Annotated in this window: 19 protein-coding genes; 4 read left to right on the forward strand and 15 right to left on the reverse strand. The window is 31.9% G+C overall.

Annotated features, from left to right (window positions below):
- Positions 1-224: 224 nt before the first annotated feature.
- Positions 225-611, reverse strand: coding sequence for a helix-turn-helix transcriptional regulator (locus Q1B37_RS06120; RefSeq protein ID WP_299896713.1), 387 nt, complete (start codon positions 609-611; stop codon positions 225-227).
- Positions 612-687: 76 nt separating this feature from the next.
- Here Q1B37_RS06120 and Q1B37_RS06125 point away from each other — a divergent pair, with 76 nt between their 5' ends.
- From Q1B37_RS06125 to Q1B37_RS06135, 3 genes are all read left to right on the forward strand, one after another.
- Positions 688-1,605 carry a hypothetical protein gene (locus Q1B37_RS06125; RefSeq protein ID WP_299896716.1) on the forward strand — a complete coding sequence of 306 codons (918 nt, stop codon included), beginning with the start codon at positions 688-690 and terminating at the stop codon, positions 1,603-1,605.
- 21 nt (positions 1,606-1,626) lie between these two features.
- Entirely contained in the window at positions 1,627-2,751 is a 1,125-nt protein-coding gene (locus tag Q1B37_RS06130) for a DDE-type integrase/transposase/recombinase (RefSeq protein WP_366944306.1), read from the forward strand.
- A 105-nt stretch (positions 2,752-2,856) separates the two neighbouring features.
- Complete coding sequence (locus Q1B37_RS06135; protein WP_299896718.1) at positions 2,857-3,528, forward strand: ATP-binding protein; 672 nt, start codon at positions 2,857-2,859, stop codon at positions 3,526-3,528.
- Here the strand turns inward: Q1B37_RS06135 and Q1B37_RS06140 are convergent.
- Both Q1B37_RS06140 and Q1B37_RS06145 read right to left on the reverse strand, forming a co-directional pair.
- A complete protein-coding gene (locus Q1B37_RS06140) occupies positions 3,525-4,085 on the reverse strand; it encodes a metallophosphoesterase (protein ID WP_299896721.1) in 561 nt (186 codons plus the stop codon). The genes Q1B37_RS06135 and Q1B37_RS06140 overlap by 4 nt on opposite strands.
- Positions 4,082-4,669: a hypothetical protein gene (locus Q1B37_RS06145; protein ID WP_299896724.1), complete on the reverse strand. Its 588-nt coding sequence runs from the start codon at positions 4,667-4,669 to the stop codon at positions 4,082-4,084. Before Q1B37_RS06145 ends, Q1B37_RS06140 begins: the two co-directional genes overlap by 4 nt.
- 127 nt (positions 4,670-4,796) lie before the next feature.
- Between Q1B37_RS06145 and Q1B37_RS06150 the strand changes: the two genes are divergently transcribed.
- The gene (locus Q1B37_RS06150; protein WP_299896727.1) at positions 4,797-4,958 is read left to right on the forward strand and encodes a helix-turn-helix transcriptional regulator; all 162 of its coding nucleotides are present in this window, start codon (positions 4,797-4,799) and stop codon (positions 4,956-4,958) included.
- Positions 4,959-5,065: 107 nt separating this feature from the next.
- On the opposite strand, the gene Q1B37_RS06155 is transcribed toward Q1B37_RS06150, so the two are convergent.
- The 12 genes from Q1B37_RS06155 to Q1B37_RS06210 are packed head-to-tail and all read right to left on the reverse strand — an operon-like array spanning position 5,066 to position 14,812.
- Positions 5,066-6,709: an FAD-dependent oxidoreductase gene (locus Q1B37_RS06155; protein WP_299896730.1), complete on the reverse strand. Its 1,644-nt coding sequence runs from the start codon at positions 6,707-6,709 to the stop codon at positions 5,066-5,068.
- 11 nt (positions 6,710-6,720) lie between these two features.
- Positions 6,721-7,299 (reverse strand): TMEM175 family protein, encoded by a 579-nt coding sequence (locus Q1B37_RS06160; protein ID WP_299896733.1) that lies wholly within the window; start codon positions 7,297-7,299, stop codon positions 6,721-6,723.
- Between the two features lie 12 nt (positions 7,300-7,311).
- Complete coding sequence (locus tag Q1B37_RS06165; protein WP_299896736.1) at positions 7,312-7,518, reverse strand: (4Fe-4S)-binding protein; 207 nt, start codon at positions 7,516-7,518, stop codon at positions 7,312-7,314.
- Between the two features lie 2 nt (positions 7,519-7,520).
- Complete coding sequence (locus tag Q1B37_RS06170) at positions 7,521-7,805, reverse strand: GNAT family N-acetyltransferase (RefSeq protein ID WP_299896739.1); 285 nt, start codon at positions 7,803-7,805, stop codon at positions 7,521-7,523.
- An 11-nt stretch (positions 7,806-7,816) separates the two neighbouring features.
- The gene (locus Q1B37_RS06175) at positions 7,817-8,119 is read right to left on the reverse strand and encodes a phosphoribosylpyrophosphate synthetase (RefSeq protein ID WP_366944301.1); all 303 of its coding nucleotides are present in this window, start codon (positions 8,117-8,119) and stop codon (positions 7,817-7,819) included.
- A gap of 5 nt (positions 8,120-8,124) precedes the next feature.
- The gene (locus Q1B37_RS06180; RefSeq protein ID WP_299896742.1) at positions 8,125-9,480 is read right to left on the reverse strand and encodes an alginate export family protein; all 1,356 of its coding nucleotides are present in this window, start codon (positions 9,478-9,480) and stop codon (positions 8,125-8,127) included.
- Positions 9,481-9,930: a DMT family transporter gene (locus tag Q1B37_RS06185; RefSeq protein WP_299896745.1), complete on the reverse strand. Its 450-nt coding sequence runs from the start codon at positions 9,928-9,930 to the stop codon at positions 9,481-9,483.
- Positions 9,927-10,364 carry a DoxX family protein gene (locus Q1B37_RS06190; protein WP_299896748.1) on the reverse strand — a complete coding sequence of 146 codons (438 nt, stop codon included), beginning with the start codon at positions 10,362-10,364 and terminating at the stop codon, positions 9,927-9,929. The genes Q1B37_RS06185 and Q1B37_RS06190 overlap by 4 nt, the downstream gene beginning before the upstream one ends.
- Positions 10,348-10,980, reverse strand: coding sequence for an SCO family protein (locus Q1B37_RS06195; protein WP_299896750.1), 633 nt, complete (start codon positions 10,978-10,980; stop codon positions 10,348-10,350). The genes Q1B37_RS06190 and Q1B37_RS06195 overlap by 17 nt, the downstream gene beginning before the upstream one ends.
- Entirely contained in the window at positions 10,967-12,367 is a 1,401-nt protein-coding gene (locus tag Q1B37_RS06200) for a tyrosinase family protein (protein ID WP_299896753.1), read from the reverse strand. Before Q1B37_RS06200 ends, Q1B37_RS06195 begins: the two co-directional genes overlap by 14 nt.
- 56 nt (positions 12,368-12,423) lie before the next feature.
- Positions 12,424-12,951: a YceI family protein gene (locus Q1B37_RS06205; RefSeq protein ID WP_299896757.1), complete on the reverse strand. Its 528-nt coding sequence runs from the start codon at positions 12,949-12,951 to the stop codon at positions 12,424-12,426.
- A gap of 25 nt (positions 12,952-12,976) precedes the next feature.
- Positions 12,977-14,812, reverse strand: coding sequence for an amidohydrolase (locus Q1B37_RS06210; RefSeq protein ID WP_299896760.1), 1,836 nt, complete (start codon positions 14,810-14,812; stop codon positions 12,977-12,979).
- Between the last annotated feature and the right edge of the window lie 41 nt (positions 14,813-14,853).

The raw sequence follows: 14,853 nt of genomic DNA on the forward strand, positions 1-14,853 counted from the left end.
ATTACTATCGATATAAAACACTAATATGTTATTATATCTGCAATTATGTAAAATGCAAGCATCTGTAACGGTTAATTTAGAATGAAGAATATAGAAATTTATTAAAATATCTTCAATGGTTGGAATAGTCTAAATTGATGATGAAATTTAGTTGTGAGATTAAATAATTTATAATGAAGAAATTGGGAGTTAGGAGGGAAGTAAAATAATTTAAAATGAGTAATTTATTGAAACCTTCTTCGTGCTTCATTTTTAAAAATAATGGCTTCAAACATTTTCTTAATCGTTAGAACTTCGCTCTGATCATCAGAAACAAGATCTCTCATTTTTTGATACAGTGAATCAATATCCTTTATTTTTACAAATTCCTCATTGGATTCAAAAAAGTGATCTGTAGGAATTTCTAGAGCATCTGCCAACTTTTTAATAATCTTTGAAGTTGGCTTGGAAATATTATTCTCATACCTTCCTATTTGAATATATGAAACTCCAGAGATTTCACTCAGTTCCGTCTGCGTTAATCCTTTTTTAGTTCTTATTTTTTTTAACTTATTTCCTATCATAGTTAGAATAAACTCTCTTTTATCTAATAAATCAGTTTTAAATTTCAAAAAGTAGTTTTATTTAGTTATATTTATGATGGATCTCACCACTCCCTTAATTATCTAACTTAAATATACTAAAGTTATGAATGATTTAGGGCTTTTCTCATCTTTAGAATTAGATGAAAATGAAATTACTATTAAAAGTAGCGAAGTTTTTTTATCCAAATCTTTTCTTATAAAACGAGGATTTAATCCTCAAACTTTGGATAATTACTTATCGAATCACAAAAAAAATCGGAGTGATCATTACGAATTCCATATTGATCAAAATACTAAAGAAAAATGGATTCGATATAATACAATACCTAAAGCAAAATTGAGGAAGCTATCACTTCCTCCTAGGATTTCATCTGCTAATAAACTTTTCAATAAGGATAGAACAAAGATTAAGTACAAAGAATTTAGTGAGATATGGCTAATTCTCTATAATGCCTGGAACAATCAATCTTATTGGAAACAATATATTTCTTATTACTCAGCGTATTATTTGGATATTGAAAAAAGAAATCTTTTTGCAAAAACACATTCTGTAATTGCTGAAGCGATTCATATGAAGAACAATACCGATTATAAATTGAAAGACATATATCAGATGTATTTGAAGTTTGATAAAGTTTTATTTAGAACTAAAAGCTATAATTCTTTTAGTAGAAAATTATTATTGGCTGAAAAATCGAGTATCCCAGAAACAATTATTCATAAATTTAAAAAAGATGGAAGAAATAATTATAGATTGATTCCATTGGTTGAAAAAAGAATCATATACTATTATTCTCACCCAAAAAGATATTCTAAAAAGCAGATCACCGAAAAGGTAAATGAAGAGTTAGTAGATAAAGGTCTAAAGAAGATTTCATACAATTCAGTAACCTTATTTCTTAGAAACCCTGAAATGAAGAATAAATATGATATGCTTAGGTATGGAATGAAGTATGCCCAAAATAAGATTCTTCCATATTTGAGGAGGCGTGATCCTGAAAACAAAGGAGATGTATTTTAGATCGATAGTACTAGACTGAACATCCCATATGTTGATAAAGATAACAATCTAAAATTTCTGCATTTATGTGTAATGATGGATGTTTTTTCTAGAAAAATTATTGGTTTTTCTTTCTCAGAATCTGAAAATCATATTATGATCATTGAGTGTATTAAAATGGCTTTTGAACGGTATAAATTAATTCCCAAGCATATTATTCACGATAATCATTCTGCGTATAAATCTCAAGAGTTTAAAAAACTTTCAAATTGCTTAGATGACTATGGAGTAATTTTAAGAAATTCTACCCCAGGCAATCCTAAGGACAAAGGACATGTTGAAAGATGGTTTAATTCCTTTAATTCATATTATCTCAATAGATTAATTGGAAATTTAGGAGAAGGAATAAAATCAAAAACAGAAGGAGGTAGAGCCCCTTATGAGTTAGAAATTTTATATAAGAGTAAACCTTTTTTAAGAAACAAAGAGTTATTGATAAAGACTGTGTCTGCCCTTATTAAAGAATATAATTCGAAAAAAGAGGAAGACCATAGTTTTAAACAATCTAATATTAAATTTAGACAATTTAAAGAATGGGATATAGCCAAATTGTTTTATAGGTCAGGACTACGTAAAGTAAGAAGATCAATGATTTTTATTACAATAGGAAAGAAGAATTATTCATATACCATAACAGATTTTCAATTGGCAAATAAAACGAATGGAGAATATGTCCTAATACGTTATGATGAAGATTTTCCATATAAGATATTTCTATTTACTTCAAAGTCAAACAGGTATTTAGGTATGGTAAAAGCAGATCAACCTATTGACATTATACCTGATAATAACCATAAAAAGATTATAACCAAACATAATCACTTGATAAGACAAAGAATTCAAAAAGTATTTGATAGCCTAGTTGAAGATATTGATAGTAGCACCTTGGAATTGGAGTCACTACCTACTGTACAAGTATTTAATTCCAAAGAAAATTTGAATAAAATACTTAGTCAAGCAGAAGATCAGTTCTTAATAAGTGAAATGATCGATATACAATATCAAAAACCTAAGAAAAAAAGGAAATCTACAGATAAGAAAAGTCAATATTTGTCTAATAAGTTACTTCGCAAGATGAAATACAAAAAGATTGAAATTATTAGATAAAATCTCTTAGAGCCACATATGATAAGATCATTTTAAGACTTCACGCTTTTAATCGAAAGGAATCAACAAAATTTACTCTATCAATAACTAAACAAATTATAGATCATGAAAATCTTCAGAACAATCAACTTCAACATTGTTGAAGAGTTATGTAAGGATGCATTAGAAAATTCCAAAATGGTCGCTTTAATAGGATATCCTGGAGCGGGAAAGACCATTGCTCTTAAATATTTTCAGAATAATAACGAAAATGTAATTTATTCTGTAGTTAGAAAAAGTATGACTCCTAAAGAATTTTACTTGGAAATCTTACGGGATGTAGGCTATGAAGGTGATGTGCTTCAAAGCTCTTTATTTGTTATTTTGAATATGATAATTTTTAGAATTAAAAAACTTAAAAAGAAAACATTACTTATAATTGATGAAGCTGGTAAATTTAAACCAGGTCAGTTAGAATATATCCATGAAATGAGAGATCAAACTATAGATCACCTTGGTATTCTTTTGGCTGGTCCAGAATATTTTTTTGACAATTTGTATAATTGGAAAGAAAGAAAAGTAATTGGTATTCCAGAAGTTTTTAGAAGATTAGAAACAATAGAAGCATTAGGACCACCATCTTTTATTGAAATTAAATCATTTTGTATTGCCTATGGGATAACGGATCTCAAAGTAATAAGAACAAAGTTCAGAAATTGCAGCAATTTTGGTGAGTTATATAATAACATCCTTAAGTATTTAAAAGATTTAGATCAAGAACAGGATGATGATAGTTAAGTATCAAATGACGTATTTGTTTTTTTAATTTTCATTATTATTTTAATTTCATCATAAGACACAGGATAAAAATTGTGACAATCCACCCCTACATCTATGGATAGGGAAGAGGAATCATCCTTTAAATTTCCATGGGAATGTCCATATAAATGATAGGAACCCCAATGTGAGGAATTCCAAACTCTTAATGCGTAGTGAAAAAGCACAATCATCTGTTTATTTTTTTGGAAGTCATTGTCTTGAATTTTTAGTTCGTGATAATCTTTAATCCATTCAAATCTGTCTTTACAGGCTAAAGCTGATTTCTCATGATTCCCTTTTATCAGATATATTCTTCCATTTAGCCTATCTAATATCTTTTGAAGCTTTTTAGGATTTGTCAATCCAACATCTCCTAAGTGATATACCTGATCATTTTTACTAACTTTTTCGTTCCATTTCTGGATAAGAACTTCATTCATTTCTGAAGCATCTTGAAATGGTCTATTGGAATGTTTTATAATATTGGAATGCCCAAAATGATGATCTGAAGTAAAAAATATTTTGCTTGGATTCAATTTCGCTGTGTATTTTTAATTAGTTCTGGTATTTTTTCAGAAAACTTGAAAGATTTAATTTTATAATCATTAGTCCTTTCGATCCATATTATTCGTTTTTTCTGAAGCATGTTGATAATTTTCCATATCTCTTGATTTTCCAAATCATTATTGAAAATATGTTTATAAATCAGCATTTTATCTCTAAGTTGGATAATTCCAATAAGAACTCGGTACTCCAAATCTGATAATTCATCAATACTTTCTTGAGTTGGAAAAATTGTTGAGACACCCTCAAGGTATTTTGGTGAATATGATTGGCAAGGATTACAAACACGTTCTTGACTATTTACCTCATTCAAAAACTCTTTTCGACTAGTAACGATTTTTTCGTAACTGGAAAAACATAAGGTGCAATTTGAAAAATGTAAAATACAGTGAGATTTATCAAGAATAGTTGATTGAGTATACTTGAGTCTAGACAATTCTTTATTTATGTTTTCTATTGAATAAACAAAGCCTTCATCTTTAAATGACCAATATTTTGATATTACTGCAACTAGGTCCTTAGAGGTTTTATGTGATATGACAATTTCGTATTCCATACTTTTATAAATATACAGACATTTATGTCATTACAAAAATGATCAAATCTTGTGATTTTTCCCTTGCATGGGAAATCATCTAAAAAACACAGAATTATTACAACAAATCACCTCAAAGCTTAAATCCTTGAGACATGAAAAGGGACTTACCCAAGAAGATGTATATAATGATACTGGGATACATATATCGAGAATAGAAAGAAGTAAAGTAAATATTACCGTAAGTACTTTATCCGCTTTGTGTGATTATTTTGGGATCACGTTATCTGACTTTTTTAATGAAATTTAATATCGTTATATAAATCTAAATATGTACGATGTCCATTTTTGTTAATTCTAAGATTACTAGATTGATTGATTCACTTTGTTCTTAATAAAAATTTAATTATGAATACTTTATAAATCAAATTGATTAATTTCCGTTAAATATTGATGTATTTGACTTATAGCCATTGAACCTTCCCCAACCGCAGAAGCCACTCTTTTTACAGAACCTTTCCGTACATCTCCTACCGCAAAAAATCCAGGTATACTAGTTTCTAATGATTGTGGCTTTCTATATTTATATATTGATGAGTCCATTGTCTCATCTATTTTCACATCAGGACCGGTATAAATAAAACCTTTTTCATCAGTTGAAACAATACCATTTAGCCACTCAGAACAAGGTTTTGCTCCAATAAAAGTAAACAGATTAGAAATTGGGATGGTTTCTAATTTGTTTTTTGTATCCAAAACCAATGATTCTAAATGGTTATCACCATTAAGTTTAACAACATTACTTCCTTTGTGAATCTTGATATTTGGAGTAGCTTTTATTCGCTGAACTAGATAATCGCTCATTTTAGCGCCTAAATCATTTCCTCTAATTATTATATGAGCTTCTTTGGCAAATTCAGCTATAAAAAGGACCGCTTGTCCAGCGGAATTACCACCTCCAACAACACCAACTATTTCATTATTACAGGCGGCAGCATTCATTCCCGTAGCAGAATAAAATATTCCACACCCTTCAAATTTCTTTATATTAGAAATTGGTAAATGTTTATAATTTGCACCTGTGGCCGCAATGACCGTTTTAGCCTTGATTTTCATATCATTTGACGCTAAAAGAGTAAAGTATTTTCCATTATATATAACTTTTTTAGCTTTATGTGGAATGGAAATATAACAACCAAATTTTTGAGCTTGAATAAAGGCTTTGTTAGCTAAATCGCTTCCTGATATCCCAGTTGGAAAGCCTAAGTAGTTTTCGATTTTTGAGCTTTTCCCTGCTTGACCTCCTGGTGCTTTACTATCTATAGTAACCACGCTTAATCCTTCAGAAGCAGCATAAACTGATGCTGCAAGTCCGGAAGGACCAGCCCCGACAACTAAGACATCATATAGTTCATCTCCAAAATCTAATAAAACACCCGTATGCTTAGCTAGCTCTTCTATTGATGGTTGTTTAAGTAATTCGCCAGATGCACCTAGTACTATGGGCAAGTCATTAATGCTTAAATTAAAATTTTCAAGTAACTGAATGGCCTCTGGCGATTGTTCTGTATTTAAATATGTGTACCAAATATGGTTTTTATCCAAAAAGTCTCTTAAATCATAAGATTCTTTGGACTTCTCAGTCCCAATAATTTTTATGCCACCATCAAATTCTTTAAGCATAGTTTCCTGCCTATGAATGAAGGCAGTTAACAAAACATCTCCGATATCACTTTGTTTAGAAATAAGTTCTTTAAGTGAATCTGGTTTAATCCGTAATAACGTAGAATCTTTACTTGCATAGGCATTAAATTGTGCAGTTTTACTTGATAGCATACTATTATCACCGGTAAATTCATTAATACCATGGGTAACAATGAGATTCCTCTTGTTTGATTCATCTACAACTATGACTTCTCCTTTAAGTATTACGAAAAAATCGTAAGACAAATCACCAATTTTAAAGATTAATGTTTGTTCATCGAAATAGTCAACTGTACCATATGTTTTGAGAATATTAATTTGTTTCTGTGTTAAGACAGGAAATCTTGGATCGGTCATAGTGTTTTAAATTAATTAGTAATAATAGTTTTTTCAAGCTGTTTATTAGGTATAAACCAAAGTATTGCTACCAAAACATAAATACTAATAGCGATTACAGGATAAAAAAAGCTTATCACAGTTCCTATTGCATAGAGTCCTGTAGAAGTATAGGCTTTCCAAACGCGGTTATATGCTTTTCGAAAAATAGTTTGGTTAGAATGTTTTTGTCTTAATACATAAAAAAGAATTCCCCAAGCTAAACTTGCCATTAGTAATACAAATCCGTAAACTGCGGTTGGCAAATATTCAAAGTGATTTTCTCCCATATATCCAGTTGCAAAAGGGAATAGTGAAAGCCAAAATAGAAGATGTAAATTTGCCCAAAGCACTTTACCATTTACCGTATCTGAAGCATGCATTAAATGGTGATGATTATTCCAATAAATTCCCAGATATACAAAACTTAAAATGTAAGTAATAAATGTTGGTATAATTGGTTTTAAGCTTTCCAAAGTATGACCTTCGGGAATTTTTAGCTCTAAAACCATTATAGTTATAATAATAGCTAATACGCCATCACTAAAAGCCTCTAGTCTGTTGGTTTTCATAGTTTATTCATTCTATTTATATGTGAGTGCGCCTGAGGGACAAGCGTCAATTTGTTTTTTCAATGCTTGTGTTGAAGCATTTTCTGGCTTTATCCAAGGTCTATCATTTGGATTGTAAACTTCTGGTAACCGCTTTACACATTCACCAGCGTGAATACATTTATTGGGTTTCCATACTACTGTAAAATCACCTTTTTTATATTCTTTGATTTTTTCCATGGTTAAGGTTTTAATACATCTTTAATATCATCAAGTTTTTTAAACATAGCATTGGCAAAAGGACATAAAGGAAGAATCTTTAAGTTTTTTTTTCTTGCCATATCTACAATCTTGTAAAGTAGTTTTTTACCAACTTCTTTACCTTTTTGTTCTGGCTCAACTTCCGTATGGTCAATTATAATAAAATCACTCCCGGGAATTGAATAACTCATCAATCCTGCCTTTTTGCCGTTTTCTTTAGCTATAGCGAAGCCTTTATTTTCTCTTTCTCTTATTTCTATTTCCATTGATTAGGTTTTTATGGTCTATATTTTAATTTTTGAATCATTTCAATATTCAGGGGATCAGCATATACCCCATATGCATCAACCAGCAATCCTTTTAATTCAAAAGTCTTTGATGAAATTGCAAATAGGATAGAAGAGTCATCTGGATTGGAGTCTCCTTCAAAACGATGCATTTCATCAACTTCAAACTGGTCTGCATGTATTTTATAATCCAACGCTTTACACTCAAGACAGTCATTTCTGAGATTTAGGTCCTCAGAATAGCCTTTATTCTGTAAATCTGTTATAGCCTCTGAGAGGGTGTCATATTTCATAATTTTTAAAATTTAAATTCTGCTGTAATTACTGCGTGAAACAAGGTGTCATTTAAGTCACTTTCTTCAAGAAAGCCATCAGGAAAGATAACATTTGATTCAAATTCTAATGCAAAAAACTCATTGACTTCAAAACCTGTTATTGTACCTATTTGATGTCCTATAAATCGTTCTTCATTGATAGAAGGGTACTCTAAGATAAGTGGGGGACTGTATACTCCATCTTGTTTGGAAAATCGCCAAAAAGCCACATAATCAAGAGACAAAGAAAAATCTCCAAATTGAGTATTTATATAAGGATGAAAGTCAATTAAATTTGAGGGGCCAAAACGAGCCACACGACCAAAATAAGCTCCTCTTGGATATAAGCCATCAAATGTATTTAGACCATTATCAGCGTTATTGGTATCACCACTAATGGCTTCTGTTTTAAGACCAACTATCCCGTTTTCACCTAATAGACTAAAAGGGTGTTCTATATTGAACGATGCCGTCCAAGCTCTTATATTTTGGTCTCCAAATCTTCCTATCTGATATACGAACTCATTATTATATGTGAAGTTTTTCCAATTTCCATAATGTCGCAAACCTATTGACATTCGATTATCATCAGCAGTTCCAGAATTCCAAGTTTTATTTTTTTCTTCTTTATACAAAACATAAAAATCTGTACCAGTTTCTTTTGTCCAATTTTGACTCCAATACAAGGCTACTAAACTTTCTTGTTCGACGTTTAAAGCATCATTATCGAAAATTCCTTCTTCTAGTTGAAGGGGAACAGCATAAAAAACTTTAATATTAGTGTTTTCGTTTTTATATTCAACTTGTAGCATATCAAATGACAAACGTACATTAGGACCTTCTCTTACATCAATAAGTCGACCACTTCCCAAGCGCATATTTTGACGACCTACCAAAAGATTCAAATTCTTATTAAAATAATATCTAGCAAATAGTTGATTGAAACTCAACTCGTCTCTATCCACTGGTGCCAATTCTTCTTTGCTATAAATCAAACTCGAATTTAGCTCCGCAAATAATTCAAATTTATTGTCAATTTTAAAGTGCGAATGCAACTGTAATCTGTTCAAAAACCATATGTCATTCTGGTCTTCTTCATTAGAAAATTGTTCATTTATAAAAGTTTCCGTTTGGAATCTATAACTGCCTCCGAAACCTAACGTAATATTCTTACCTAATTTTAGTGACTTTAGATCTTCATAAAAGGTTTTGGAATCTTTTTGAATGATTTTGATATCATCATTTTGTCTTAGTAAACTAAAATCATATACTGATTCAATCTCTTGCGCTCTTGCGAAACTAAAACAGAGTAGAAGCCATATAATTGATACATATCTCATTTAAAATCTTCGTATTAAAAGTACACCTGCTACTAAGAAAGCAACACCTAATAATCGTTGCCAATTAATTTGTTTTACTGGTAATCCTAAAAGACCATAATGATCTAATATTAAGGATACAGTCATTTGTCCAGCAACTACTAAAACAAAGGTAAGGGCAGTTCCTAGCCTTGGAGCAAGAATAATTACTGCAGCTACATAAAATGCTCCCAAAATTCCTGCTATCCATACTACTGGCGAAACTGTTTTTGTCTGAGCTATTGCAGAAAAGTCAAATTTTAATATCAATAAATAAATAAGTAGTCCTATGGTTCCTATTAGAAAAGAAGCAAAGGCAGCAAAAATAGGTTGATGCACCGTTTTACCTAATTGTACATTTAATCCAGCCTGAAGTGGCAAGACGGCACCCGCTATGATAGCTAGCACTATAAAAAATAGTTGTGATTTCATTTTTGGTTAGTTTTAAAAAATTTAGAATCAAGAGAGTACTTTCCAGCCCCCATAAATAAGATAAGAAGATAAGCAAGAGAATACATTAATGGAACATCTCTAACCGACCAAGGATCATTACCATGAACGATAAAGAATCCCATTAATGTTACGCTAAGTATTGGTAATGTTGCCAATCTTGTCCCTAAACCTAGAATTATAAAGACGGGCGCAACGATATTTGCAACAATTGCAATTATGGTGCTTATTTCACCGCCAATACCCATCGGATCTGGAATGTGTTGAATAGTGCCTTCAAAATCAAGCAGCTTTTTTATTCCGTGTGTATTGATCATAGATAAGGACAACAAAATGCGAAATACTAATAAAGAAAGATCAGATGTCGACTTGTCCGCCTCAGGATTAAAAATTATTTTCTTAAGACTTATATTCATTTGGATATTCATTTAAAAGGATTCTTATATCATTGATTAGCCTGAGCGTATCATTTTCATCCAATCCATTATAATACCCTCGTATTCTTTGTTTACCATCTACTAAAACAAAAGTGCCATCATGTAATAGATTTCTTTCAGTATCGGTACTATCATCAAATGCACGCACTTTATAGTTCTTTGCTAACTCAAATATGATACTATCATTCCCAGTCAGTAAACTCCATCTATCAGTATTAATATCATTATTCTTTGAATATTCTAATAAGCGATCAGGTGTATCATTCTTTGAATCAATGCTTATTGAAATTATTTCTACATTATCCTCTTTTAAAAATACTTTCTCTACTGCCTTCAAATGATTGGTCATTTGTGGACAAATAGTTGGACAACTGGTAAAAAAGAAATCAACAATTTGAATTTTACCCTTAAAACTCTTAGAGTTTATTTCTTCATTAAATTGATTTGTAAGTCTAAAATCTGGCGTTTTATAATAATCATATTGACCTGTGTTGGCATCTATACTTTTCTCTCCCAGGATAGGTAAAACTTCTTTTTTCTTGCAAGAACTGAGCAATACAAATAACAGGAGAAATAAATGATTAATTGTTTTCATAATGTGTTACTAATGATATGTTCTCTAGTTTTAAAATTTCATCAGGAATATTTCTATTAGGAAGTGGTACAGGCTGAAAAATCACTTGAATATCTTTTTTGGAATCAATAGCATCAGCAATTTCTTTTTCAATTTCAATCTGCAAATGCACACCGTTTTGTAAAAGCACAGAATCTAAATCAAGAATTGGGAGTATCGTAAATGTTCCTGTATACTTACTTTGTTGTACACCATTTTTATCATATTCAAAAAACACTCTAGCACAATATGGTTGATAGGGTAGTTGTGCCCTTTCAAAATGTAATATTACATGGGTTCTTTCTTTGTCAACAAATTCTTGATAAATATTGTCTGTATCAGATGTTTTTAGATTCAAAGTAGCAATACAATCTCTTTTAGATTGATTTCTCTTTGGTTTATCAGCTTCTATAAAAGGATTGCAATAACTTGGATTTAGATTCATATCTGCAAAACGATACCCTAAGGCTTCCGTATCGAGAAGCTCTTTAATTTTAAAGTCAACAGGTCTTCCATTTCCGTCAGTAGCGAATAATCTTTTTTCTAACCATTCTTCATCAGTTGGCAGTTTATTTTCTGGGTTATAAGCTCTCCAAGCATCCCAGATTCTATCACAATTTCCGTGGTGAGCATAAAAAATAGGATCAAATCCAGACTCTGTAAATGTGGCCATTTGTCCACCTATCCAATTATGAATATTGTTGTGAAATGATTGTTCTGCAATTCCATCTAGTTGGGAATCTCCTCGTTTTTTAATAGCAGGATATCCTCCAAACGTCTTATACTTATCAGCACGAAAAGCAGCTCCTACATTGATAAAATCTTTAGGGATTTCATCAGTTTCTGAAACTAATCTAGTAATATTATTTAGAGGATTAGATTCATCACCCCAATAATGTTTTGGAATGTAATTATACTTAGTCCAATCCCAATAATGCAAAGCTAGTTTTGGTTCGCCTACTGCTTTCTGTAGTTTTTGCTCCATTCCCCATAGATATAGTCTATGCCAAGGCCAAACATACCAGTTATAATGCACTTGATTAGAATACATACTCGTTGCACAAAAAGTAGCGTGTAACATTCCATGGGCTGTCCACCCAAAAGGATCTAAAGGAGAAACTTCAGAACGATCCTTTAGTATTTTAATGGCATCCTTCAACAACTTAATTTCTGGATCATCAACTGGAATGTCTGCGATATTTCTACGAGTTACAACAGACGATAAATTTGAGGAGTCTGTTATATTTTTTTTTGTTTTAGGATCAGTATCGCAACTAGTTGAAATAATTGGGATCGCACCAAGAGCTAAAGTTGATAAGCCCATCTTTTCAAGAAAGGCTCTTCTTGAAGTATTCTCTTTATTTTTCATCAGTTTGGAGGGGTTAAAAAAGGCTGTCTTAATAGTAGGCAGCCTTTGGGTTATATTTATCCTTGTTTAACGAACTGAGCGTCAATTACCAATGTCACTGTATCAGCCACCACAATACTTCCCGCTTCAGTTACAGCACTCCAGGTTAAATTAAAGTCTTTACGGTTGATTTTTCCTCTCATTTCAAAACCAGCTTTGGTTTGACCATAAGGGTCAACGGCTACTCCGTTAAAATCAACATCAAGGGTTACCTCTTTAGTGATATCCCTTATTGTCAAATCACCCACTAAAGTTTCTCCATTGAAAGACTTTGAACTAAAGGTCATTTCAGGATATTCAGCCGAATTAAAAAAATCGTCCGACTTTAAATGATTATCTCTATCCGTATTTTTAGTGTTAATTGATTCAATTTTTGTAGAAAATTTAAATTCAGCATCACTAAAATCTTCCTTATTGGTTTCTATAGAAGCATCATATTCTTCAAAATGACCTTTAACTGTGGAAATCATCATATGTTTTACTTTAAATCCGATTTCAGAATGTGCACTATCGATACTCCATTTAGTTTTAACTACTGTTTCCATAATTCATTTTTTTTAATGTTATAATTTATTTTGATTGATAACCACCAAAGTATTTAACCGGAGACCAGTCTGGTATTACCTCTGGTAATGGCGGATTCATTTCTTTATATTCTTCACTTGCATAAACAATTTTTCCTCCTACCACTGTTACCACTGATTTTAAAGAGTTAATTTTTTTCTCAGGTACAGTAAAATAATCATCAGAAAGGATTGCAAAATCAGCAAACATCCCGTCTTCCAAAGTCCCTTTTACCGTTTCTTCATTAGACACCCATGCACTACCTTGAGTATAAAGATGAAGTGCTTCTTCTCGTGTCAATTTATTTTCTTCAGAGGCTAATTGAAAATCCCCTACAGTTTTACCAGAAACTAACCAGTACAAGGCAGGCCAAGGATTATAACTAGCTACACGAGTACCATCCGTACCAGCACCTACAGGAAGTCCCATAGCAATCATTTTTTTTACGGGAGGAGCTTGTTTAGCTTTTTCCGCACCATATCGCTCTACAAAATATTCTCCAGCATATGCCATACGAGCCTGTATAGCGATTCCTCCATTTAGCGCTTTGATACGCTTTAAATCTTTTTCCTGTACTGTTTCAGCATGATCAAAAAGCCATCTCTTGGAAGCTAATTTTCCATTCGTTTCCTGATTAACTTCTTCAAATACATCAAGCATATTAGAGATGGTCTCACCATAGGTAGCATGAATTCTGAAAGGCCATCCATTATCAACATGTAAACGTACTATACGTTTTAAATCTTTTCGCCATGTTGGTCTATCTCTATTAAGCATTGGTTGTGGAGCAAGAAAGTTCTCAAAATCTCCGGCACTCCAAGCCAAAAACTCTCCACCACCTTCCAATTCATATCCATGATCTAAATGGATTTCACCGTTATGACCCACTTCATTGTTTTCCATCCATTCTTGGAATTCTTCATACTCAGAACCCTTGTTTTGTGGAAATAGATAGTAGGATAATCGAATTGGCATTTCTCCCTTATCTGCAAGAGCTTTTGTTCCTGTATAATCTTTAGGAAATTTATGACCACCACCTCCAGCATCTATTCCACTGGTAATACCAAAACTATTTAATTCTCTATAAAACTGCTTAGTACCGTTTTCCATTTCCGCTTGCGTTAAAGGAGGAAGGCTTCCAATTCTGGCATATAAAATAGAAGGATTAGGTTCAGCTATTAAGACACCAGTCAGTTTACCATCGGGTCCTTTTTCAAATCTAGATCCTTTGGGAGCTTTAGTATTTTCATCAATACCTAAAACATCCAAACCTGCTTGATTTAAATATCCTTGACTATACAAAAAGAGTACATAAGTAGGAACATCTCCGGTCGCTTCATTTAATTCTTTCATGGTGAATAGCCGTTTTTCTTCAAACTGAAAAGGACTCCAACCACCTATGACCCGTACCCATTGACCTTTTGGTGTTCGTGCAGCTTGTTCTTTGAGCATTTCTAAAGCACGTTTTAAGGTTTTCACTCCATCCCAACGTACTTCCGCATTAAAAAACCTGCCTCCTCGAGTAAGATGAAGATGTGAATCATTTAAACCTGGAATGATAGTTCTTCCATTAGCGTCTATACTTTTGGTATTCGCTCCTTTAAGAGCTAAAACATCAGTTGTGCTTCCAGTTTTGAGTACTTTACCATCTTTTACTGCAATGGCCTTAGCAAATGAATGATTTTCATCCATCACAGCAATTTTCGCATTAGTAATGATCAAATCTGCTGTTTCTATCTGTTCTACAGTTTCTTTTTGTTCTACTTCTTTTTTGGTATCATTATTCTTACATGAAATAAGAAAAAGCAGTACCGCTGTTAATAATAAAAATGTCTTTTTCATTTGGTGGAGTTTAAAGGCCTTCAGCTAGATTTTTGAAAGCC

The organism is uncultured Aquimarina sp. (genome assembly GCF_947492965.1).
Taxonomy (GTDB): Bacteria; Bacteroidota; Bacteroidia; order Flavobacteriales; family Flavobacteriaceae; genus Aquimarina.

What these genes read in the sequence shown, in the direction of transcription:
- Q1B37_RS06180 (WP_299896742.1), bottom strand. Translation starts at nt 9,480, where the DNA reads ATGAGATATGTATCAATTATATGGCTTCTACTCTGTTTTAGTTTCGCA.
- Q1B37_RS06165 (WP_299896736.1), bottom strand. Translation starts at nt 7,518, where the DNA reads ATGGAAAAAATCAAAGAATATAAAAAAGGTGATTTTACAGTAGTATGG.
- Q1B37_RS06135 (WP_299896718.1), top strand. Translation starts at nt 2,857, where the DNA reads ATGAAAATCTTCAGAACAATCAACTTCAACATTGTTGAAGAGTTATGT.
- Q1B37_RS06145 (WP_299896724.1), bottom strand. Translation starts at nt 4,669, where the DNA reads ATGGAATACGAAATTGTCATATCACATAAAACCTCTAAGGACCTAGTT.
- Q1B37_RS06210 (WP_299896760.1), bottom strand. Translation starts at nt 14,812, where the DNA reads ATGAAAAAGACATTTTTATTATTAACAGCGGTACTGCTTTTTCTTATT.
- Q1B37_RS06190 (WP_299896748.1), bottom strand. Translation starts at nt 10,364, where the DNA reads ATGAATATAAGTCTTAAGAAAATAATTTTTAATCCTGAGGCGGACAAG.
- Q1B37_RS06195 (WP_299896750.1), bottom strand. Translation starts at nt 10,980, where the DNA reads ATGAAAACAATTAATCATTTATTTCTCCTGTTATTTGTATTGCTCAGT.
- Q1B37_RS06160 (WP_299896733.1), bottom strand. Translation starts at nt 7,299, where the DNA reads ATGAAAACCAACAGACTAGAGGCTTTTAGTGATGGCGTATTAGCTATT.
- Q1B37_RS06155 (WP_299896730.1), bottom strand. Translation starts at nt 6,709, where the DNA reads ATGACCGATCCAAGATTTCCTGTCTTAACACAGAAACAAATTAATATT.
- Q1B37_RS06205 (WP_299896757.1), bottom strand. Translation starts at nt 12,951, where the DNA reads ATGGAAACAGTAGTTAAAACTAAATGGAGTATCGATAGTGCACATTCT.
- Q1B37_RS06185 (WP_299896745.1), bottom strand. Translation starts at nt 9,930, where the DNA reads ATGAAATCACAACTATTTTTTATAGTGCTAGCTATCATAGCGGGTGCC.
- Q1B37_RS06200 (WP_299896753.1), bottom strand. Translation starts at nt 12,367, where the DNA reads ATGAAAAATAAAGAGAATACTTCAAGAAGAGCCTTTCTTGAAAAGATG.
- Q1B37_RS06175 (WP_366944301.1), bottom strand. Translation starts at nt 8,119, where the DNA reads ATGAAATATGACACCCTCTCAGAGGCTATAACAGATTTACAGAATAAA.
- Q1B37_RS06125 (WP_299896716.1), top strand. Translation starts at nt 688, where the DNA reads ATGAATGATTTAGGGCTTTTCTCATCTTTAGAATTAGATGAAAATGAA.
- Q1B37_RS06170 (WP_299896739.1), bottom strand. Translation starts at nt 7,805, where the DNA reads ATGGAAATAGAAATAAGAGAAAGAGAAAATAAAGGCTTCGCTATAGCT.